The organism is Serratia sp. CY76391 (assembly GCF_052166695.1).
Classification (GTDB): domain Bacteria; phylum Pseudomonadota; class Gammaproteobacteria; order Enterobacterales; family Enterobacteriaceae; genus Serratia; species Serratia nematodiphila.
In genome coordinates this window covers 211,715-229,211 of the sequence record NZ_JBJNOJ010000010.1, presented here as the reverse complement: position 1 = coordinate 229,211, position 17,497 = coordinate 211,715, and the positions used below count along the sequence as shown (strand labels likewise).

At 61.3% G+C, this 17,497-nt stretch carries 23 protein-coding genes and 1 pseudogene; 15 read left to right on the top strand and 9 right to left on the bottom strand.

What is annotated here, in order from left to right; genetic code table 11:
- Nucleotides 1-66: 66 nt before the first annotated feature.
- Nucleotides 67-1,308, top strand: a pseudogene (gene pdxR / locus ACJ8PN_RS19515) (MocR-like pyridoxine biosynthesis transcription factor PdxR); the annotation flags it as partial.
- Nucleotides 1,309-1,369: 61 nt separating this feature from the next.
- On the opposite strand, the gene ACJ8PN_RS19510 reads toward pdxR, so the two are convergent.
- Nucleotides 1,370-1,678, bottom strand: a complete 309-nt coding sequence (locus ACJ8PN_RS19510; protein WP_004928950.1) for a DUF883 family protein — start codon at nt 1,676-1,678, stop codon at nt 1,370-1,372.
- Nucleotides 1,679-1,907: 229 nt separating this feature from the next.
- Between ACJ8PN_RS19510 and asr the strand changes: the two genes are divergently transcribed.
- Entirely contained in the window at nt 1,908-2,258 is a 351-nt protein-coding gene (gene asr, locus ACJ8PN_RS19505; RefSeq protein WP_004928953.1) for an acid resistance repetitive basic protein Asr, read from the top strand.
- A 195-nt stretch (nt 2,259-2,453) separates the two neighbouring features.
- Here the strand turns inward: asr and ACJ8PN_RS19500 are convergent, their stop codons facing one another.
- Nucleotides 2,454-2,834, bottom strand: a complete 381-nt coding sequence (locus ACJ8PN_RS19500; protein ID WP_171404257.1) for a DUF4440 domain-containing protein — start codon at nt 2,832-2,834, stop codon at nt 2,454-2,456.
- Entirely contained in the window at nt 2,831-4,213 is a 1,383-nt protein-coding gene (locus tag ACJ8PN_RS19495; RefSeq protein WP_351109214.1) for an MFS transporter, read from the bottom strand. The genes ACJ8PN_RS19500 and ACJ8PN_RS19495 overlap by 4 nt, the downstream gene beginning before the upstream one ends.
- Before the next feature lie 105 nt (nt 4,214-4,318).
- Between ACJ8PN_RS19495 and ACJ8PN_RS19490 the strand changes: the two genes are divergently transcribed.
- From ACJ8PN_RS19490 to ACJ8PN_RS19480, 3 genes are all read left to right on the top strand, one after another.
- Nucleotides 4,319-5,224, top strand: coding sequence for a LysR family transcriptional regulator (locus ACJ8PN_RS19490; protein WP_351109212.1), 906 nt, complete (start codon nt 4,319-4,321; stop codon nt 5,222-5,224).
- A 90-nt stretch (nt 5,225-5,314) separates the two neighbouring features.
- Entirely contained in the window at nt 5,315-6,487 is a 1,173-nt protein-coding gene (locus ACJ8PN_RS19485) for an MFS transporter (protein WP_171454613.1), read from the top strand.
- Between the two features lie 102 nt (nt 6,488-6,589).
- Nucleotides 6,590-6,928, top strand: a complete 339-nt coding sequence (locus tag ACJ8PN_RS19480; protein ID WP_004928971.1) for a DUF2002 family protein — start codon at nt 6,590-6,592, stop codon at nt 6,926-6,928.
- Between the two features lie 25 nt (nt 6,929-6,953).
- Here the strand turns inward: ACJ8PN_RS19480 and ACJ8PN_RS19475 are convergent, their stop codons facing one another.
- The gene (locus ACJ8PN_RS19475) at nt 6,954-7,400 is read right to left on the bottom strand and encodes a DUF1198 family protein (RefSeq protein WP_004928974.1); all 447 of its coding nucleotides are present in this window, start codon (nt 7,398-7,400) and stop codon (nt 6,954-6,956) included.
- Nucleotides 7,401-7,464: 64 nt separating this feature from the next.
- The gene (locus ACJ8PN_RS19470) at nt 7,465-7,800 is read right to left on the bottom strand and encodes an MbeD/MobD family mobilization/exclusion protein (RefSeq protein ID WP_004928976.1); all 336 of its coding nucleotides are present in this window, start codon (nt 7,798-7,800) and stop codon (nt 7,465-7,467) included.
- A 184-nt stretch (nt 7,801-7,984) separates the two neighbouring features.
- On the opposite strand from ACJ8PN_RS19470, the gene smrA reads away from it, so the two are divergent.
- Nucleotides 7,985-8,557, top strand: coding sequence for a DNA endonuclease SmrA (smrA, locus tag ACJ8PN_RS19465; protein ID WP_004928978.1), 573 nt, complete (start codon nt 7,985-7,987; stop codon nt 8,555-8,557).
- A 50-nt stretch (nt 8,558-8,607) separates the two neighbouring features.
- Here the strand turns inward: smrA and ACJ8PN_RS19460 are convergent, their stop codons facing one another.
- Nucleotides 8,608-9,021, bottom strand: a complete 414-nt coding sequence (locus tag ACJ8PN_RS19460; RefSeq protein WP_004928980.1) for a DoxX family protein — start codon at nt 9,019-9,021, stop codon at nt 8,608-8,610.
- Between the two features lie 192 nt (nt 9,022-9,213).
- On the opposite strand from ACJ8PN_RS19460, the gene ACJ8PN_RS19455 reads away from it, so the two are divergent.
- Both ACJ8PN_RS19455 and ACJ8PN_RS19450 read left to right on the top strand, forming a co-directional pair.
- A complete protein-coding gene (locus tag ACJ8PN_RS19455; RefSeq protein WP_004928981.1) occupies nt 9,214-9,456 on the top strand; it encodes a (4Fe-4S)-binding protein in 243 nt (80 codons plus the stop codon).
- Nucleotides 9,446-9,724 (top strand): GNAT family N-acetyltransferase, encoded by a 279-nt coding sequence (locus ACJ8PN_RS19450; protein ID WP_004928983.1) that lies wholly within the window; start codon nt 9,446-9,448, stop codon nt 9,722-9,724. The genes ACJ8PN_RS19455 and ACJ8PN_RS19450 overlap by 11 nt, the downstream gene beginning before the upstream one ends.
- Nucleotides 9,725-9,758: 34 nt before the next feature.
- Here ACJ8PN_RS19450 and ACJ8PN_RS19445 read toward each other — a convergent pair whose 3' ends face one another.
- On the bottom strand, nt 9,759-9,941 hold the full coding sequence (locus ACJ8PN_RS19445; protein ID WP_015378856.1) for a YodC family protein: 183 nt from the start codon (nt 9,939-9,941) through the stop codon (nt 9,759-9,761).
- A gap of 120 nt (nt 9,942-10,061) precedes the next feature.
- Here ACJ8PN_RS19445 and ACJ8PN_RS19440 point away from each other — a divergent pair, with 120 nt between their 5' ends.
- Entirely contained in the window at nt 10,062-10,568 is a 507-nt protein-coding gene (locus ACJ8PN_RS19440) for a DUF1543 domain-containing protein (RefSeq protein ID WP_437189732.1), read from the top strand.
- A 69-nt stretch (nt 10,569-10,637) separates the two neighbouring features.
- Here the strand turns inward: ACJ8PN_RS19440 and ACJ8PN_RS19435 are convergent, their stop codons facing one another.
- The gene (locus tag ACJ8PN_RS19435; RefSeq protein ID WP_004928990.1) at nt 10,638-11,372 is read right to left on the bottom strand and encodes a class I SAM-dependent methyltransferase; all 735 of its coding nucleotides are present in this window, start codon (nt 11,370-11,372) and stop codon (nt 10,638-10,640) included.
- A gap of 100 nt (nt 11,373-11,472) precedes the next feature.
- On the opposite strand from ACJ8PN_RS19435, the gene ACJ8PN_RS19430 reads away from it, so the two are divergent.
- The 3 genes from ACJ8PN_RS19430 (at nt 11,473) to ACJ8PN_RS19420 (ending at nt 14,180) form a co-directional block, all read left to right on the top strand.
- A complete protein-coding gene (locus ACJ8PN_RS19430; protein WP_171454611.1) occupies nt 11,473-11,925 on the top strand; it encodes a GNAT family N-acetyltransferase in 453 nt (150 codons plus the stop codon).
- Between the two features lie 105 nt (nt 11,926-12,030).
- Complete coding sequence (locus tag ACJ8PN_RS19425; RefSeq protein WP_253718491.1) at nt 12,031-12,447, top strand: DUF2946 domain-containing protein; 417 nt, start codon at nt 12,031-12,033, stop codon at nt 12,445-12,447.
- Between the two features lie 119 nt (nt 12,448-12,566).
- Nucleotides 12,567-14,180 carry a DUF2534 family protein gene (locus ACJ8PN_RS19420; protein ID WP_253718490.1) on the top strand — a complete coding sequence of 538 codons (1,614 nt, stop codon included), beginning with the start codon at nt 12,567-12,569 and terminating at the stop codon, nt 14,178-14,180.
- 55 nt (nt 14,181-14,235) lie between these two features.
- Here ACJ8PN_RS19420 and ACJ8PN_RS19415 read toward each other — a convergent pair whose 3' ends face one another.
- Complete coding sequence (locus ACJ8PN_RS19415; protein WP_082997558.1) at nt 14,236-15,171, bottom strand: LysR family transcriptional regulator; 936 nt, start codon at nt 15,169-15,171, stop codon at nt 14,236-14,238.
- Nucleotides 15,172-15,306: 135 nt separating this feature from the next.
- On the opposite strand from ACJ8PN_RS19415, the gene ACJ8PN_RS19410 reads away from it, so the two are divergent.
- From ACJ8PN_RS19410 to ACJ8PN_RS19400, 3 genes are read left to right on the top strand one after another with little or no spacing between them, the layout of a single operon-like run.
- Nucleotides 15,307-15,960 (top strand): DUF3313 domain-containing protein, encoded by a 654-nt coding sequence (locus ACJ8PN_RS19410; protein ID WP_004929005.1) that lies wholly within the window; start codon nt 15,307-15,309, stop codon nt 15,958-15,960.
- Between the two features lie 38 nt (nt 15,961-15,998).
- Nucleotides 15,999-16,343, top strand: coding sequence for a DUF3302 domain-containing protein (locus tag ACJ8PN_RS19405; RefSeq protein ID WP_015378821.1), 345 nt, complete (start codon nt 15,999-16,001; stop codon nt 16,341-16,343).
- A 9-nt stretch (nt 16,344-16,352) separates the two neighbouring features.
- On the top strand, nt 16,353-17,489 hold the full coding sequence (locus tag ACJ8PN_RS19400) for an HlyD family secretion protein (RefSeq protein WP_171454608.1): 1,137 nt from the start codon (nt 16,353-16,355) through the stop codon (nt 17,487-17,489).
- Nucleotides 17,490-17,497: the final 8 nt, after the last annotated feature.

Sequence of the window (17,497 nt, the reverse complement as noted above, 5' to 3'; positions counted from 1 at the left end):
AGCTGCCTGTGCAGGCGACCAGCAGCCCGAACGGCGTTCCCGATATCGGCCCCAAGCGCTCTTTGCGCCTCTATGATGGCCGAAGGTTTCTTGCTGAGCCGGGGGCAGGCAGGCACCTATGTCTCGCCGCAGTTGCCGCCCATGCAGGGGGCGGCCTCCGCTGCACCGCCGCTGCCGGCGGTGGCGCCCGATCCGCTGCAGCCGCAGGGCATGCTGCAGCCTTTCCAACTGGGCGTGCCGGCGCTGGATGCGTTTCCACGTGCGCTGTGGCAGCGCATTGTCGCCCGCCAGCTGCGCGGTTCTACGGTGGCTTCCCTGGCGCTGCCGCCGGCCGGCGGCCTGCCTGAACTGCGTGAGGCGATCGCCCATTATCTGCATTTGTCGCGCGGCATCAGCTGCCAGCCGGAGCAGATTTTCCTCTGCGCCGGCTACCCGGCGCTGTTGGACTGGGTGGTGGAGACGCTGTTGCACGCCGGTGACGCGGTATGGATTGAAGATCCCGGCTATCCGGTCACGCGCCCGCTGCTGCGGGCCGCCGGCGTGAGGCCGGTCGCCGTGCCGGTGGATGAACAGGGCATGGACGTGGCCGCCGGTATCCTGACTGAGCCCGAGGCGCGGCTGGCGGTGGTCACGCCGACTCATCAGAGCCCGCTCGGCGTCTCGCTCAGCCTGGCGCGGCGGATGGCGCTGCTCGACTGGGCGCAGCAGCGCGGGGCCTGGATCCTCGAGGATGACTACGACAGCGAGTTTCGCTATCACGGGCGGCCATTGCCGCCGCTGAAAAGCCTCGACGTTCAGGGGCGGGTGCTGTACGCCGGCACCTTCAGCAAAACGCTGTTCCCGGCGCTGCGCATGGCTTATCTGGTGGTGCCCGCCGGTCTGACGGCGGCATTCACGCGCAGCAGCCGGCTGCGCGGCTGCGGCTGCCCACCGCTGCTGCAGGCAAGCGTGGCGGATTTCATCCGCCAAGGGCATTTCTACCGCCACCTGAAACGCATGCGGCCGCTGTACCGCCAGCGGCGCGAGTGGTTGACGCAGGCGCTGGAACGGCGACTGGAGGCGTGGCTGACGGTGGTGCCGCAGCAAGGGGGCATTCAGCTGTTGGCCCGGCTGTGCGACGGCATGGCGGATGCGCCCTTGGCGGCGCTGGCGTGGCAACAGGGGCTGGCGGTGCAGGCGCTCTCAGACTGGCGCATCGACCATCCGGCGGGGCAGGGGTTACTGTTGGGGTTCGCCAATTTCAGCCGGCGAGAGGAGGCGGAGCGGGCGGTGCAGGGGCTAGCGCAGCTGTTTAAACACGCAAATTAAACGGCCCGCGATTTCCGCGGGCCAGACGCACATCTGTTTTATCTTTATGACTGCAGGGGTGTTAACGCCGGGCCAGCAGCACGCCGAGCACGATGCCGACGGCGGCACCGATCCCTACGCCCTGCCAAGGTTTGTCACGCACATAGCTGTCGGCTTGATCGACCGCGTCGCGCGCATGCTGTGTCAGACTGGTGGAGCCGTTGAATCGCGCTCGCGCGTCGCGCAGCACGCCTTTCGCCTTGCTGTGCAGCTCTTTCAGTTCCTCTTTGGTCTTGTCACCGGACTCGCGCAACACTTCATCCAGCGTATCGGCCAACAGAGTGACGTCCTGATCGATGTCGCGTTCTGTTCTTTCCGCTTTCTTAAACATTCAGCTCTCCATTTCGACACATGTCTTTTAAGTGTAGACCATGTCGAGATTTGCGTGGCCGATCACGGAAAAAAACCGCCGTCACGCAGGTGCTTGCCGGTGCCTGGGCTTTGTACATTTGGTTACTCGGCGAAACCAATCACTCACGGAAGCGGCGGTTTGATTCCACTAGTATCTGTTTCAACGGCTCCACCGGAGCTTACCGAAACAACACTCTGAGGATTTAAAGATGAAAAAAGTATTAGCGCTGATCGTTGCTGCCACTATGGGTCTGTCTTCTGTTGCTTTCGCTGCTGATACTGCAGCTACTGCTCCGGCTACCACCACCGCGCCAGCTGCGACCACCACTACCGCTGCGCCAGCGGCGGCTGCTGAAAAAGCGCCAGCTAAAGCGACGCACCACAAGAAAGCCAAGCACCACAAAAAAGCGCCAGCCCAGAAAGCTCAGGCCGCTAAAAAGCACCACAAAAAAGCGCCGGCTCAGAAAGCCCAGGCAGCTAAAAAGCACCACAAAAAAGCGCCAGTGCAGAAAGCTCAGGCCGCTAAAAAACACCACAAAAAAGCCGGTAAAAAAGCGTAATTAAGTGATGTTTGCGGAACCGAAAGGTTCCGCACGCTCCAGTCCGTACTCCAGACACCCGGTTCTTCCGGGTGTCTTCTTTTGAGGCGACGCACGATGATCAATCGCTATCTGTTTGAAGTCATTTTCAGCGCGGTAACCCTGTGCGGGGTGATCGTCGGCTGGGAACTGTTTTTGGCCGGCAGCTTTTTGTGATCATTGCGCCGCGGCGGTTTCATGCAAATGCCGCCAGCCGAGCGCGTTGCGCTGGCGTTCAAACACCACCGTGGAGTAGCGCAGCGTGGCGCTTTGTCCCGGCAGACTCTGTTTTTCCCGGTAGCTGACTACTGCGCCCGTCGGCCATTCGGCCACCAGCTTCATCTCTTCTATCTCGATTTCCAGACCCGGTTTGGCGGCGCGATGCGCGCGGAAAAAAGCGCACAGCGCGGTGAAATCCAGCGGGGCGCCGTTCAGCGCGATCATGCTGAAATCCGGCGTAAAGCGCGCCAGCAGCGCTTGCTCTTCTCCAGCCCCTTTGCCCAGCCAGCGTTCAATGGCGATGTGGGCGTCGATCACTTCGGTAAAATACGGGTTCATAAAGCATCCTGTTGAGCGTTGAGTTGGCGCACGATGGCGCGGTTGGCGAGGCGCAGGCACAGCAGCAGCGGGATAAGTACGCTGGTGCCCGCCAGAATGAAGCAGGTGCGGTAAGCCGCCGCGGGCGGCAACACGGCCAGCAGCAGATTCAGCAGCAGGCTGAGCAGCGCCACACCGAGGCAAAAACTGAGCTGGCGGTTGATGTTCCACAGCGCGCTGGCGTCCGCCAGCTGAGCGTCGGGGATCTGCAGGAACGCGCTGCTCTGCGCGGTGCTGCTGCACAGGCTGCCGCCGAACCCCATCAGGGCGAAGGCGGCGATCTGCAACGCGTGCTGCCCGGCCTGATCGATCTGCGCCAGCGTCAGCATGCCGGCACCTTGCAGCAGGCAGCCGACGATCAAAAGCGGCCGCGGGCCGAGGCGGTTAAAGGTTTTGCCGGTCAGCGTGATGGCCAGGAACGACGCCAGCGCCCAGGGCAGCATCAGGCCGCCGACCTGTGCGGCGGGCATCCCCAGCTGGTTTTGCAGATACAGCATCGCCACCAGGCTGACGCCGATGAACAGGCCGGGAATGCACAAATAAACCGCCATGGCGTTGCGCAGCAGCGGATCGCCGACCAGCCGCAGGTTCAGCAGCGGCTGCGGGGTGCGCAGACTATGGCGCAAATAATAGGCCAGCACCAGCAGGCCGGCGGCCAGCAGCGCCGCGCCGGAAGTCTGATGGCCGGCCTCGCTCAGCCGGGTCAGGCCGAGCAGCAGCAGCGTCAGCGCCGCGCAGCCGCTCAGCAGCCCCGTGGCGTCGAGCGGTTTACGCGCCGCCGTCGGCGCTTCCGCGCGCAGCCACAGCGCCGCCAGCGCCAGGGCCAGAGCCGCCAGCGGCAGGTTGGCGAAAAACACCCAGCGCCAGTCCAACCGATCGACGAGCCAGCCGCCCAGCGCCGGTGACAGCGCCGGCGCCAGCAGCCCGACCAACATGATGGCGGCCGACAGCCCGGCGCGTTCATGGCTGCGATACAGCTGATAGGTCAGCGTCTGGCCGATGGGGATCAGCAAGCCGCCGCCCATGCCCTGCAGGGTGCGCCAGCCGATCAGCGCCCCGATGCTGTCGGCGTTGCCCGCGCCGAGGGTGGCCAGCATGAACAGCGCCAGCGAAAGCAGAAACACCCGCCGTCCGCCGATACGCTGCGCCAGCCAGGCGCTGAGCGGGATCACCAGCGTCAGGCCGAGAATATAGCCGTTGCTGACCCACGCCAGCTGGTTGACCGATGCTCGCATCGCCTGGCCGATGGCGGGGTAGGCGACGTTGGCGATAAACATATTGATCAGATCGACGAAAAAGCCGAGCAGATAGACGATTGCCACTTTGCTGCGATAAGACATGGTGCCTCCGGTTGAAGGCGAGCAGTGTATCGGGGGGGAAAGTGCGGATAAATCGGCGGCGGGCGATTACACTGTCAAAATGATTTTGACAATAAGGGCGGCGAAATGCTGAATTTGCAGCGCCTGGCGATCTTCGCGGCGGTGGTGGAGGCGGGCAGCTTTACCGCAGCGGCGGTGGCGCTGGGGCAAACCAAGGCGGTGGTGAGCTTTAACGTCAAGCAGCTGGAGAACGAACTGGGGGTTTCACTGCTGGCGCGCAGCACCCGCCGATTATCGCTGACCGATGCCGGCGAACGCTTCTACCAGCGCAGCCTGCAGCTGTTGCAGGAGGCGGAGAACGTGCTCGACGACGTGCGTCGCGATCATCATGGGCTGAGCGGCGTGCTGCGCATCACCAGCACGCCGGAGTACGGCGCGCAGGTGGTGGCGCCGGCGCTGGCGGCGTTTTCGCGCCAGCATCCGCGCCTGCGCATCCAGCATGTGTCTTCTTCTTATCATGCCGATCTGATTTCGGAGCGCTTCGACGTGGCGATCCGCCTGGGCCAGCTGGCGGATTCCAGCCACCGCGCGGCGCTGATCGACAGCTTCGCCATTTTTCCGGTGGCGGCGCTGGATTATCTGGCCGACCGGCCGATCCATTCGCTGACGGATCTGGCGCAGGCGCAGTGGATCGCCCACAGCCGGCTCAGTTCGCCCCTCAGCTGGCAGGTGGTCACGCCGCAGCGCGAAGCGGTGCTTTTCAAGGTCGCGGACGCCGCGATGCTCACCGGCGACAGCGCTGCGGCATTGCTGGCGTTCGCCCTGCATGGCGGCGGCGTGGCGCTGCTGCCGGCGTGGCTGGCGCAGCCCGAGATCGACGCCGGCAGGCTGCAGCGGTTGCTGCCGGATCACCGTTTCCCCGAGCAGAGCATCTATGCGCTCTACCCGAATACCCGCCATGTGCCGGAGAAGGTGCGGGCGTTTATCGATTTTCTGCGCGCGCGGGTGGCGGCAAAATCGTTAGCGAAATAATAATTCGTTATTACTCTCTCATTTATCATCAAATCTCATCGGGGTATGCTGGAGGGCTTCGTCTACCCCGTCCGATGCGAGCCACCTTCGATGACCGCAGAAAATAACTTCCAGCTGAACCGACGCATTCTGTCCGTGGTGATGTTCACCTTCGTCTGCTACCTGACCATCGGCCTGCCGCTGGCGGTGCTGCCGGGATTTGTGCATGACCACCTAGGCTACAACTCGGTGCTGGCGGGCCTTATCATTAGCGCGCAGTACTTCGCCACGCTGTTCAGCCGCCCGCATGCCGGGCGCTACGCCGATCAGCTGGGGCCGAAGAAGGTGGTGCTGTTCGGCCTGGCGTGCTGCGGCGCCAGCGGGCTGTTTTACGCGCTGGCGTTTGGCGTTGACGGTTATCCGTGGCTCAGCCTGCTGTTGCTGTGCGTGGGGCGGGTGTTTCTCGGCGTCGGCGAAAGCTTCGCCAGCACCGGTTCCACGCTGTGGGGCATCGGCCGGGTCGGGGCGATGCACACCGCACGGGTGATTTCCTGGAACGGCGTCGCCACCTACGGGGCGATGGCGGCCGGCGCGCCGCTCGGCGTGTACCTGAATCAGCAGTGGGGCTTGGCCGGGGTGGCGGCGCTGATCGTGCTGGCTGTCGCGGTGGCGCTGCTGTTGGCGAGCGGCAAGCCGGATGTCTCGATCGCCGCCGGGCAGCGTATCGCCTTCAGCGCGGTGTTCGGCCGCATCTGGGCCTATGGTCTCGGGCTGGCGATGGGCACCGTCGGCTTCGGCGTCATCGCCACGTTCATCACCCTTTACTACGCCGACAAGGGCTGGAGCGGCGCGGCGTTTTCGCTGACGCTGTTCAGCTGCGCCTTCGTCGGCATCCGCCTGATCTTCAGCAACGTCATCAACCGCCACGGCGGGTTGAAGGTGACGCTGGCGTCGTTTCTGGTGGAGATCGTCGGGCTGCTGTTGATCTGGCAGGCCGGCGAACCCTGGATGGTGCAAACCGGCGCGTTGCTGGCCGGCGCCGGTTTTTCGCTGGTGTTCCCGGCGCTGGGCGTTGAGGCGGTGAAACAGGTGCCGCCGCAGAACCAGGGCACGGCGCTCGGCACTTATTCGGCGTTCCTCGACCTGGCGTTGGGCATCACCGGCCCGCTGGCCGGGCTGCTGATTGGGCAAGCGGGCGTGCCGTCGATCTATCTGGCGGCGGCACTGCTGGTGGCGCTCGGGGTGCTGCTCACCCTGCGCCTGCTGCAGCGCAGCCGGCGCTGATTCAGGAATAGTCCGAAACCCGGATTCCTCCCCAGAAAATCGTTGTTTCGGTGAATGATTACGGTAAGGTCGCTCAGCGGTCCAGAATGAGAGGAGGAATCGATGTATTTACGGCCGGATGAAGTGGCTAAAGTGTTGGAGAATACCGGCTTTGAGCGTGATTATGTCACCGATCAGGCCTATGGCTACCGCAAGGGTACGCATTATGTGTATGTGAATCGCGAAGCGCGGATGGGCAGAACCGCATTGGTGATCCACCCGGCGCTGAAAGAGAGAAGCGTGCATTTCGCCACGCCGACCTCCCCGGTGCGCACCAGCGAGCAGTATCTGGAGTTTCCCCTGGATTTAAGCAGCGACGCCCCGAACCTGCGTTACGGCATCGCACACGGCTTCAGCTCGCGCGAAGCGCTGTCGCGCTACCTCTACAGCATGTTCCTGTAATCGGTCCCCCGCCCGGGGGACGCGATCAGCCGTGGGCCAACGCTTCGCGGTTGAAACGCTCATTGTAGGCGCGGCGGAACTGCGCCAGTTCAAATGCATCGATATCCAGCTCGGCGAAGTAAAACAGCGCCGCTTCGGTGTGCTCGGCGTGCAGCTCCGGCGACAGCCCGGCGCGCAGCAGCACGTCGCGCCACAGGGCAATCTGTTCGTCGTCCGCCTGTTTGATGAACGTCAGATAGATGAACAGCAGGTAAGCGGCCTGGTGCATCTCTTCGGTGTAGCCGTTGTTCAGCATGCGGATAAAGGTCTGGCTTTGGCGGCCGCCCATTTCCTGGATCATCGATTCGATCAGCATCGGTTTGACCCTCAGCAGATGGGCCAGCGAATCGATGGCTTTGCGGGTGTCGGACGTCAGAATGCGGTAACCGATAATAAATACGACGATCAGGACGGCGAGGATGATCCAGGTCATTTAGGCTTTATTACACTCTCAATACGCCAGAAGAGGGAGAGGCGCTGTGCGACAGCGCCCGCTATCAATGCTGTTCGCCGCTGAAATTACCGACCGCGCTCTGCTGGCGCAGATGGTGGTTAAAGGTGGCCGCGTCTTTGGCCAACGCGTCGAGATGGGCGCCAAGCATTTTGATCTGCTTCACCAGCGCATGTTGTTCCGGCACCGAACTGGCGGTGCTCAGTTTGCGCGCCAGTTGTTCATTCTGCGCCCGCAGCGCGGCTTCGCGCTGTTTGGCTTCTTCCAGCAGTTGCTGCAGCGCCTGGTAGCTCTGCTGCCATTCGCGGTGTTGCCGTTCGAAGCTGCTCTGCAACTCATTCATCGCATTTTGAAACTGGATTTCCAGCTCGCGCATTGTCATGGGCTCGATCCTTTGCGGCACTCAATGATGGCTTAGCAGTATAGCGAAAACTGTTCGCAAGCTCACCCGTTGACGACAAATGAGACACATGCCGCTGACAATTCCCGGCTTGCAACCGTGGCAAGGCGTCTTACAATCGACCCCATTCCCGGCCGTAAAGGCTGCCGTTCAAGAGAGGTGGAACATGAGCGAGCAGGAAAAAGACTTTTTTGAACAGGCGATGGCGGACGTGGTACCGCTGGCGAACGGGCGGCAGACGTTGCACCTCCGGCCGCAGGAGACGGTGGACAAAAGCGCGCGGCGCGAAGCGCAGCGGCTGCGGCAGGAAAACTTCCTCAGCACCGATTTTCTCGAGGTGATCCCCTGCGAACAGCCGCTGGAGTTCAAAGGGGAAGGCATTCAGCAGGGCGTGCTGGACAAGCTGCGCAACGGGCGTTACCCGCCGCAGGCGTCGCTGAACCTGCTGCGTCAGTCGGTCGAAGCCAGCCGGCAGGCGCTGTTTCGCTTCATCGTGCAGGCGGAGGCGCAAAACCTGCGTTCGCTGCTGATCGTGCATGGCCGCGGGCGGCAGAACGACAGCCATCCGAATATCGTGCGCAGTTACGTCGCCAAATGGCTGGCGCAGTTTGAGCAGGTGCAGGCGTTTTGCCGTGCCTTACCGCGCGACGGCGGCGAGGGCGCCTGCTACGTCACGCTGCGTAAATCGGCGCAGGCCAGGGCGGAAAACTTTGAGCGCCACGCCAAGCGTAGCCGTTGAAAGGATTGCCGAAATAAAATGGCCGGCGATAGACGCCGGCCATCGATGAATTATTTATTAAATATTTTATAGTCCAGCGAATAACGGCCGGCGCCGGTCACCGCCAGCAACAGCAAACCACCAATGATGCTGATGTTTTTAAAGAAGTTGATTTCGTTGCCCATCATTTCCATACCGGTCATTTTCCAGAATGGATGGCCGATAAACGCGGTGCCCAAAACATAGAGGGCGAAAATGACCGCGATAGGGCGAGTAAACAGGCCGAGAATAAGCGCGATGCCGAAAATAAACTCCACCACCACGGCAACGATCGCCGCCAAATAAGGCATCGGCGTACCGTAACCTTCCATCGCCGTGACGGTCGCACCGAAGTTGACCAGTTTCATCCAACCGAAAATGATAAACAGAATCATCAGCAATATGCGGGACAGCAGAATTACGCCGTCTTTTGAGCTATCACCCATTTCGAACTCCTTAGCCACTGTCGGAATTATGTTGTCTTACTGTATAAAGATTAGAACAATTTACGTTTTTTTCTAGCGGCGACGGGCGGTTGCGCCACTTTTTTCGTTGAGCGAGATGCGTGGTGAAGCCGGCGGTATTGCCTATACTTGACTCTGGATCAAAAACAATAAAACAGGCAACGTGAGGTCGTGATGGATGAGGAATTGACCGCCGCCGGTTACCGCCGTTATTCCGGTGATAAGATTGACGTTTATTTTAACAGTGCAGTTTGCCGCCATTCCGCCAACTGCGTGCATGGCAACGCGGCTATTTTTACCTTGAATCGCCGCCCGTGGATTATGCCGGACAATGCCGAGCCGGCCGAGGTGAAACGCGTTATCGACAGCTGCCCCAGCGGCGCACTTAAATATAGGGAGAAATCGTATGGATCATAAAATCTTGGCAGACGACAAGCGTTTTTATATCAATGATGAGCAAGGCAAGCTGATCGCCGAGATCTCTTTCGTGCCGAGCGGTGACAAGCTGACCATTATCGATCACACCTGGGTGGATGAGTCATTGAAGGGGCAGGGCGTCGGCAAAAAGCTGGTGGCGCTGGTGGTGGAGAAAATGCGCGCTGAGCAGCGTAAAATCATTCCGCTGTGCCCGTTCGCCAAGCATGAGTTTGATACCACGCCAGCCTATCAGGACATTCGCGCCTGAGGCGATAACGGGGCGCGGCGCGCGCCCCGAGCGTTCAGCAGACGCCGAAATCGCCGTCTTCATGGTACAGCGCCACCTCGCTGGCCTGCACCTCCGTGCGCTGCTCTTTACCCAGTTCATTCCAGCTGCAAACCAGGGTTTCGCCGTCGATCGCCACCACGGTCATCTTTGGGCCGCCGGTGGTGCGTTGTACAAAATCACCGATATTGAATGCCATGCGTTCCTCCACAACAGATTAAACCTCACCTATTGATAACACAGAATGGCGCTACCGTTGGCAGATGTTTCGTTATGCATTAAATTATATAGCGATTATCACCAGGGAGAGCAGACTAACATGCCGGGATTATTGATGTTTTATGTGGGCGGTACGGCGCCGGGCGCCAATATTGAGTTGCACGACGTGCAGTTCGCGGCGGCGGATCGGCCGGAAGAGGCGTATCCGCTGCTGCGTGAAAAGTGGTTCGGCGATAAGCGCAAGGTGCATGTCGACGGCTATGCGCGCATCGACTGGGCGGACGGTTACGACGTGAGCCTGGAGCCTGCGCCGTTTGAGGGGGAAGAGAAGCTGTTTTTCGTTAACGTGGGCGGCTACCGCAGCGATGAGCTGGCGGAACTGCACCAGTTCGGCCTGTTCGTGGCGCGCTCCGCCGACGAGGCGAAAGACAAAGCCAAACGAGTGCTGCTGACCGACAGCGCGCAGCAGCACAAGGATGACCTGGCCGAGGTGGATGACTGCCTGCTGCTGCAGGCGCTGCAGGGTTATCACGTTCATCTGCGGGCCAACCCGCACGGCAAACCGGCCCGGCCGCTGTGGCAGGGATATCTGCCGATTGGTGAGTAATGTTGGGGGGAGGCGGCCTCCCCAAATTTGGCGGTGTTAATGGTGTACTGCAGGTGAATCAGGCAAGCATCAGGCGGGTTTGCGGGCGGCGAGAATGAAGATCATCGGGCGTTCCTGCTCTTCGTCCAGCGCCGGGGTAGCGGCGATTTGCTGCGCGCTGGGGCCCCATTCGTTCAAATGCTGGATGATAAATCCTTGCTGCGCCAGCGGGTTGATATAGCTGCCGAGCGTGCGGTGCTGCTTGATGACGCCTTCCGCCAGCCAGTTGGAGACGCGCTGGCCTTCCCGCTGGTAGCCGTTGACCGGCCAGGATTTCTGCCCGTTGCCGTCGGTCAGCCAGCCCTGCTGCGCCGGGGCGGTGTAGATCGGGTGCTCGGCGGTGAAGATGAACTGCCCGCCGGGTTTCAGCGCGGCGTAAACCGTGGCGAACAGCGCGGCCAGATCCTCGAGGTAGTGCAGCGTCAGTGAGCTGTAGACCAGATCGTAACTTTCCGGCGGCAGCTGCAGCTGCGCCAAATCTTGCCGGCGGTACTCGATGCCCGCGTCGGCGGTCATCTCCCGCGCCTTGGCCAGCATCTTTTCCGAGACGTCCAGTCCCAGCACGCTGGCTGCGCCCTGTTCGCGCGCGCTGCGGCAAAACCAGCCGTAGCCGCAGCCAAGATCGACCACGCTTTTGCCCTGTAAATCCGGCAGGATGCGGCGGATGGCGGGCCATTCCGGCGCGCCGTCCAGGCCGTGCTGCGAGCGGCTGAGCTGCGCGTAGCCGTCGAAGAAGGCCTGATTGTCATAGATGTTTTGCGTCATGATGACTCCTTGGGATGAATGACGGCGGCGGAATGCCGCTGCCATACTCTGCATATTGCTGCATAATTCTACGCTGACAACATGAATAACGGGAATGACGATGGACATGATTTCGGTGAGGCAAGCGCCCGAGCTGGCGCCGCGCGCCATTGCATATTTTCAGCGGCACTGGGCCACGGCAGAGACGCTGATGATGTATGAAGACGCTATCAACCGCAGCCTCGGCGCCGCCAACCCGCTGCCGCAGTGGTACCTGCTGATGGAAAATGACCAGATCCTCGGCTGTGCGGGGCTGATTACCAACGACTTTATCAGCCGCGGCGAGCTGTATCCCTGGCTGTGTGCGCTCTACGTAGAGGAAACGCAGCGCGGCCGGGGCTGCGGCGCCAAGCTGATTGAGCATGTGGCGGCGGAAACTTGCCGGTTGGGCTTCCCGCAGCTGCACCTGTGCACCGATCTGGAGGGTTACTACGAGCGCAGCGGTTTCGTTTATAACGGGCTCGGCTATCACCCCTGGGGCGAGGCCTCGCGGGTCTATTCGCGGGTGCTGTGATCGCCGCCGCCGTGTAAGACAAACCTGACTTTTCATTCACCTTCTCGCGCATCGCGGGTTACACTGGCCGCTTGTTCGCCACCGACCGGGTTAATTCGCCGCGCGATGAGAGTGCCACGCCAGCTACCGCAACGCTTTACCGCCTGCATCGCCATTATGGCGGTGCTGTTGCTGTTTGTGGCGCCGGTGGTGTCGAAATCGCTGACGCACCATCAAATGATGGGCGGCATGGCGCAGCCGGCAGCCGCCATGCCGCACGACATGCACGGGATGGCGATGCCCGCCGCCGAGCATGCCGGCCACCACGGCATGGATCCGGCGGAGATGATTTTCTGCGGTTATTGTGAGCTGCTGATCCACGTGCCGCTGCTGTTGTGGGCATTCGTCCCGCTGCTGTGGCTGATGGCGCGCATCGCACGCCTGCCTTGCGCGCCGCGCATCGTTCCCCCGCCCATTCGGCGCCTTACTCTGCGGCCAAGCCCGCGCGGGCCACCCGGCCAATCGTTTTTCCCTATTGGTTGATCATGGGTCACGCCGTCCGTATCGCTGCGGACGGTTTGCCTGCGCACACAGTTTGAAAAACGAGAAAGGCCATGTCTTCAATAACCAAAACTCCACCTGCCGCATCGCCGCGAGGCGCGATGCTGAACCTGATCAGACGGCTGCATTTTTATATCGGCCTGCTGGTTGCCCCTTTTATTCTGGTCGCCGCACTGACCGGCACGCTGTATGTGCTAACCCCGCAGCTTGAAGAGGCGCTGTATCGCGATGCGCTTTTCACCGAACCGCACGGACAGGCGAGATCGCTGGCCGACCAAATCGCCGCCGCCCGCCGCGTGGCGGGTGCCGAGACGCGCATTTACGCCGTGCGCCCGGCGCCCGGCGCGACGGATACCACGCGCGTACAGTTCGTGGGGGCCGATCTGGGCGCTTCCGAGTCGCGCGCGCTGTTTGTCGATCCTTACACCCTGGCGATCAAGGGCGATATGACGGTGTACGGCACCTCCGGCGTACTGCCGCTGCGCACCTGGCTGGATAAGCTGCACAGCAGCCTGCTGCTCGGCGATATGGGCCGCAATTACAGCGAGCTGGCGGCTTCCTGGCTGTGGGTGGCCGCGCTGGGCGGCGTGGCGCTGTGGCTGGCGACGCGGCCGAAGCGCAAGCTGAAAAGGGCAAAAGGGCGTTTCGCCGCCAATCGTCAGTGGCATATCACGCTGGGCGTAGCGCTGCTGGCCGGGCTGCTGTTCTTCTCGGCCACCGGGCTGACCTGGTCGCAGTGGGCCGGCGGCAACATCGACGCGCTGCGGGCCAACCTGGGCTGGCTCACACCGCAGGTCAACGCCAGCCTGCAGGCCGATGCGCCGCAGACGCCGGCCGATCCGCACGCCGAGCACCGCGGTATGATGCCGGGCATGAAGATGAACCCTGCCGCACAGGCCAATGCGCTGAACGGCGATTGGGATCGGGCGCTGCACGCCGCGCGCGCCGCCGGGATCGATGCCGCCAAGATAGAGCTGCGCCAGCCGAAGGGCGAGGGTAAAGCCTGGACGGTGACCGAAGTGGATCGCAGTTGGCCAACGCAGGTGGACGCGGCCGCCATCGCGCCGCAGAGCTTCGCCGTCGTCGACCAGGTGCGGTTCGACACCTTCCCGCTCATCGCCAAGCTGACCCGCTGGGGCATCGACGCCCACATGGGCATTCTGTTCGGCTTGCCGAATCAGCTGCTGCTGGCGGCGTTCGGCCTCGGGCTGTGCCTGACGATCGTGCTGGGTTACCGCATGTGGTGGATGCGCCGCCCGGCGGCGGGTGCGCAGCATCCGGTGCATACGCTGGTTGCCGCCTGGTTGGCGCTTTCCCTGCCTGCGCGCGCCGGCACGCTGCTGGTAGCAGCGGCGCTGGGTTATTGTCTGCCGGTGATGGGCGTGAGCCTCGCGGCGTTGCTGCTGGTGGACGTATGGCGCTGGCGCGGCCAGCGGCAAGGCCAACGGGATGAAACGCCGGAAGCGGCCACCCGCCGCGCCGAGGTGCGCAAGTTCCGCGCGGCGGTGGTGACGGTGGCGGTGGCGGTCGGCTGCGTGATGGGCCGGGCGATCCTCGGCGGCACCGTCGAACAGTTTCAGCTGCCGATCGGTGACTGGAGCGCACAAATGGTGATCATGCAGAGCCTGATGGTGCTGCTGTATACGCTGGTGTTCACCCTGCTGCTTTCCATTCCGCTGTGGTATTTCTTCCTGGGGGAGAAAGAGGGGCGTTGAGGTATTTTGCGCTGATATGAGGCGTTCAACCCCGCTGCGGCGGGGTTTTTCTTGGTTACATCAGCCGGTGCGCGTGCAGTTTGACACTTTCCATAATGCTGTCCATCGTCACCTGCACGCGGTGCGGCAACACGCCTCGCCGGCGGTAGATCAGGTAGGCCTGCATATCGATGCCGCGTTCGCGCGCCAGGCAAGGCTGCAGTGTGCCGGCATCCAGCTCGGCGGCGACGGAATAATACGGGGCGTAGACGATGCCCAGGCCCTGTTTGGCCAGCTCGATCGCCGGCAGAATGTTATCGCAGACGCTGGCGCCGTTGATCTCGACCTGCACCAACTCCCCCTGCGCATTGTAGCCGCTCCAGGTATTGCGGATGCCGCCCAGCATACGCAAGGTAATGCAGCGATGCTGCGACAGTTCATCCAGCTCCTTCAACGGCATGCGGGCGATGTAATCCGGCGCGGCGAACAGCCCGACGCGAAAACGGGTAAAGGGCCTGGCGATCAGGCTTTCGTTTTGTGGCTGGAAAAAGCTGATCAGCAAATCGCAGTCGCTGTCGAATACTGCGCCATATTTTTTCTCACGTTCGTCGGGGTTGCGGGTCACCAGATCGACAGTCAGCGCCGGCGCAGCGTGCAGCAGTGGCGGCAGCAAATAGCTGGCCAGGAAAGCGTGGATGCCTATCGGCGCGCCGAGCGTGACCATGCCGCTCATACTGCGCTTATAGGTGCCGGCCATATCGAGCAGATCGCTATGCTCGTTCAGCAACTGCGAGGCGCGGCGCAAGAATTGTTCGCCGAACTCGGTCAGTGACAGAGTGCGCGGGCCGCGCAAGAACAGCTCCAGCCCGAGCCGCCGCTCCAGCGCGGTGAGGGCGCGCGACACATTGGACTGCGGCATATCCAGCAGCTGCGCCGCTTTGCTGACGCTCGCCGTTTCGGCGATGACGCTTACAATCCTGAGTTCTTCAATACGGAAGTCTTTCTCTTTCACTGGCTGGCTCGTATGAGTATGTATATCAAAAATGATATACGTCTTTGGCGGCATTGTCATATGACTTATCACGGGCGGGTGGGTATCATTCGATTTGATTATTTGCTATCCACATAAATAAAGAGAAATCCGTCAATGAAAGTAACAAGAACGGTGATTTTACCTGCGCTGTTATTACTGGCCGCGTGCTCTTCCGCCGTGACCGAAAAAGAAAAATATTCGACCTTTCTGACCAATTATAACGATATTAACAAAGGCCAATCCGCGTCCGGTAAAGACGTTTTATATTGGAAAGATCAGAGCGTCGATTTTTCCCGTTATCAATATCTGGTGTATCAACCGATGATCTATTTCCCGCGACCGAAACCGAGCGAAATGGTCAGCCAGCGCGCACTCGACAATATTCTGAACTACACCAACCAGCAGTTTAAACAGGCGATGGGCACCCACTTTACGCTGGTGGACATGCCGCGCGAGCATACGCTGATTTTCCGCGGCGCTATCACGGCGATCGACACGCAGAAGAAAGGGCTGCAGGTCTATGAAGTCTTGCCCATCACGCTGCTGATCGCCGCCACGCAAAGCGTGACCGGGCACCGCACCATGGAGAGCGCGGTTTATATGGAAGGCGAGTTTATCGATGCCGCGACCAACCAGCCGGTGATTAAAGTGGTGCGTAAGGCTTCGGGAGAAAATCTTAATAATGAGAAAGCACAGCTGAAAGTCACCGACGTGAAGAACGCCATCGATACCATAGCCAACGACATCAGACAATATAACACGCTATAGAGATTGTTTATTTCCATTATTCTCAACCAGGACTTTACATGTTTCTTAACTATTTTGCGTTAGGCGTACTGATTGCGGTATTCCTGATATTATTCTACGGCGTCATTATTATTCATGACATTCCTTATTTGCTGGCGAAAAAGCGCCGCCATCCGCATCAGGATGCGATTCACGTTGCCGGTTGGGTCAGCCTGTTTACGCTGCACGCCATTTGGCCGCTGCTGTGGATCTGGGCGACGCTCTATCGGCCGGAGCGCGGCTGGGGCATGAGTGAAAGAACGGAATCCTCAACGGATCTGCAGGCGCGCATCGCGCTGCTCGAAACCGAATTACAACGCCTGCAGGAAAAGCCGACGGCGGTTCCCGGCCCCACGGTAAGTTGAGCGTAGCCTATGGATTTGCTCATTATTCTCAGCTACGTGGCGCTGAGCTACGGCGTATTTAAACTGTTCCGCATTCCGGTCAACAAATGGACCGTGCCGACCGCCGTACTCGGCGGGATCGTTATCGTCGGCGCGTTGATTCTGACGATGAACTACAACCATCCGTACAGCGATCGGGCGCAGAAAATTGCCGTGTCGGTGCCGATGGTGCCGCAGGTCTCGGGCATGATCGTTGAGGTGACGGAGAAAACCAACGTGCTGCTGCGCAAGGGCGAGGTGCTGTTCCGGCTCGACGACAGCCGTTACCGCGCGCGGCTCACCAGGCTGGAGGCGGATCTGGCCGGGGCGGAGGCGGAGATCAGAACGCGCCGGGCGGCGCTCAGCGAGTCCGCCGCCAACGTGCAACGGGCGAACGCGGAGTATGATCGTGCCCGCAAGGATTACCAGCGCTACGCGAAAGGGGCGGCCATGCCGGTCAACCCATTCTCGGAGCAGGACGTCAGCCATGCGCAGCAGCAGTACCAGGCGCAATCCGCCGCACTGCAGGCGGCGAAAGCCCAGTTCCAACAGGAACAGGCTCGGTTGTCCGGGCGCTATGACGGCGAAGACGCCACGATAGCCAGCCTGAAATCGCAAATAGCCGAAGCGCGTTACAACCTGGAACAAACGGTGGTGCGTGCGCCGAGCGATGGTTATGTCACGCAGGTGCTGGCACGGCCGGGCACGGCGGCGGTTCGTTTGCCGTTCAAACCGGTAATGATCTTTATCCCGCAGCAAAAGCGCCAGGTGGTGGCGGTATTCCGCCAGAACGCCATCCTGCGCTTGGCGCAGGGGGATCAGGCTGAGGTGGTGTTTAACGGCTTGCCGGGACAGGTTTATGGCGGCACCGTGAGCCGGGTGTTGCCGGCGATACCGGACGGCAGCTACCAGGCCAGCGGCGCACTGCAGGGCCTGAGCGCCACGCCGGGCCGGGAAGGGGTGTACGTGATGATCGATCTGGCAGCCAACCCCGATCTGGCTCACTTGCCCGACGGCGTGAGCGCCCAGGCGGCGGTCTATACCGGGCACTTCGAGCACGTCTCCGTGATGCGCAAAGTGCTGCTGCGCATGACCAGCTGGCTGCACTACCTTTATTTGGATCACTAGCCTGCATC

Coding starts and splice junctions, on each gene's coding strand:
- ACJ8PN_RS19510 (WP_004928950.1), bottom strand. CDS start 1,678: ATGTTTAAGAAAGCGGAAAGAACAGAACGCGACATCGATCAGGACGTC.
- asr (WP_004928953.1), top strand. CDS start 1,908: ATGAAAAAAGTATTAGCGCTGATCGTTGCTGCCACTATGGGTCTGTCT.
- ACJ8PN_RS19500 (WP_171404257.1), bottom strand. CDS start 2,834: ATGAACCCGTATTTTACCGAAGTGATCGACGCCCACATCGCCATTGAA.
- ACJ8PN_RS19495 (WP_351109214.1), bottom strand. CDS start 4,213: ATGTCTTATCGCAGCAAAGTGGCAATCGTCTATCTGCTCGGCTTTTTC.
- ACJ8PN_RS19490 (WP_351109212.1), top strand. CDS start 4,319: ATGCTGAATTTGCAGCGCCTGGCGATCTTCGCGGCGGTGGTGGAGGCG.
- ACJ8PN_RS19485 (WP_171454613.1), top strand. CDS start 5,315: ATGACCGCAGAAAATAACTTCCAGCTGAACCGACGCATTCTGTCCGTG.
- ACJ8PN_RS19480 (WP_004928971.1), top strand. CDS start 6,590: ATGTATTTACGGCCGGATGAAGTGGCTAAAGTGTTGGAGAATACCGGC.
- ACJ8PN_RS19475 (WP_004928974.1), bottom strand. CDS start 7,400: ATGACCTGGATCATCCTCGCCGTCCTGATCGTCGTATTTATTATCGGT.
- ACJ8PN_RS19470 (WP_004928976.1), bottom strand. CDS start 7,800: ATGACAATGCGCGAGCTGGAAATCCAGTTTCAAAATGCGATGAATGAG.
- smrA (WP_004928978.1), top strand. CDS start 7,985: ATGAGCGAGCAGGAAAAAGACTTTTTTGAACAGGCGATGGCGGACGTG.
- ACJ8PN_RS19460 (WP_004928980.1), bottom strand. CDS start 9,021: ATGGGTGATAGCTCAAAAGACGGCGTAATTCTGCTGTCCCGCATATTG.
- ACJ8PN_RS19455 (WP_004928981.1), top strand. CDS start 9,214: ATGGATGAGGAATTGACCGCCGCCGGTTACCGCCGTTATTCCGGTGAT.
- ACJ8PN_RS19450 (WP_004928983.1), top strand. CDS start 9,446: ATGGATCATAAAATCTTGGCAGACGACAAGCGTTTTTATATCAATGAT.
- ACJ8PN_RS19445 (WP_015378856.1), bottom strand. CDS start 9,941: ATGGCATTCAATATCGGTGATTTTGTACAACGCACCACCGGCGGCCCA.
- ACJ8PN_RS19440 (WP_437189732.1), top strand. CDS start 10,062: ATGCCGGGATTATTGATGTTTTATGTGGGCGGTACGGCGCCGGGCGCC.
- ACJ8PN_RS19435 (WP_004928990.1), bottom strand. CDS start 11,372: ATGACGCAAAACATCTATGACAATCAGGCCTTCTTCGACGGCTACGCG.
- ACJ8PN_RS19430 (WP_171454611.1), top strand. CDS start 11,473: ATGGACATGATTTCGGTGAGGCAAGCGCCCGAGCTGGCGCCGCGCGCC.
- ACJ8PN_RS19425 (WP_253718491.1), top strand. CDS start 12,031: ATGAGAGTGCCACGCCAGCTACCGCAACGCTTTACCGCCTGCATCGCC.
- ACJ8PN_RS19420 (WP_253718490.1), top strand. CDS start 12,567: ATGCTGAACCTGATCAGACGGCTGCATTTTTATATCGGCCTGCTGGTT.
- ACJ8PN_RS19410 (WP_004929005.1), top strand. CDS start 15,307: ATGAAAGTAACAAGAACGGTGATTTTACCTGCGCTGTTATTACTGGCC.
- ACJ8PN_RS19405 (WP_015378821.1), top strand. CDS start 15,999: ATGTTTCTTAACTATTTTGCGTTAGGCGTACTGATTGCGGTATTCCTG.
- ACJ8PN_RS19400 (WP_171454608.1), top strand. CDS start 16,353: ATGGATTTGCTCATTATTCTCAGCTACGTGGCGCTGAGCTACGGCGTA.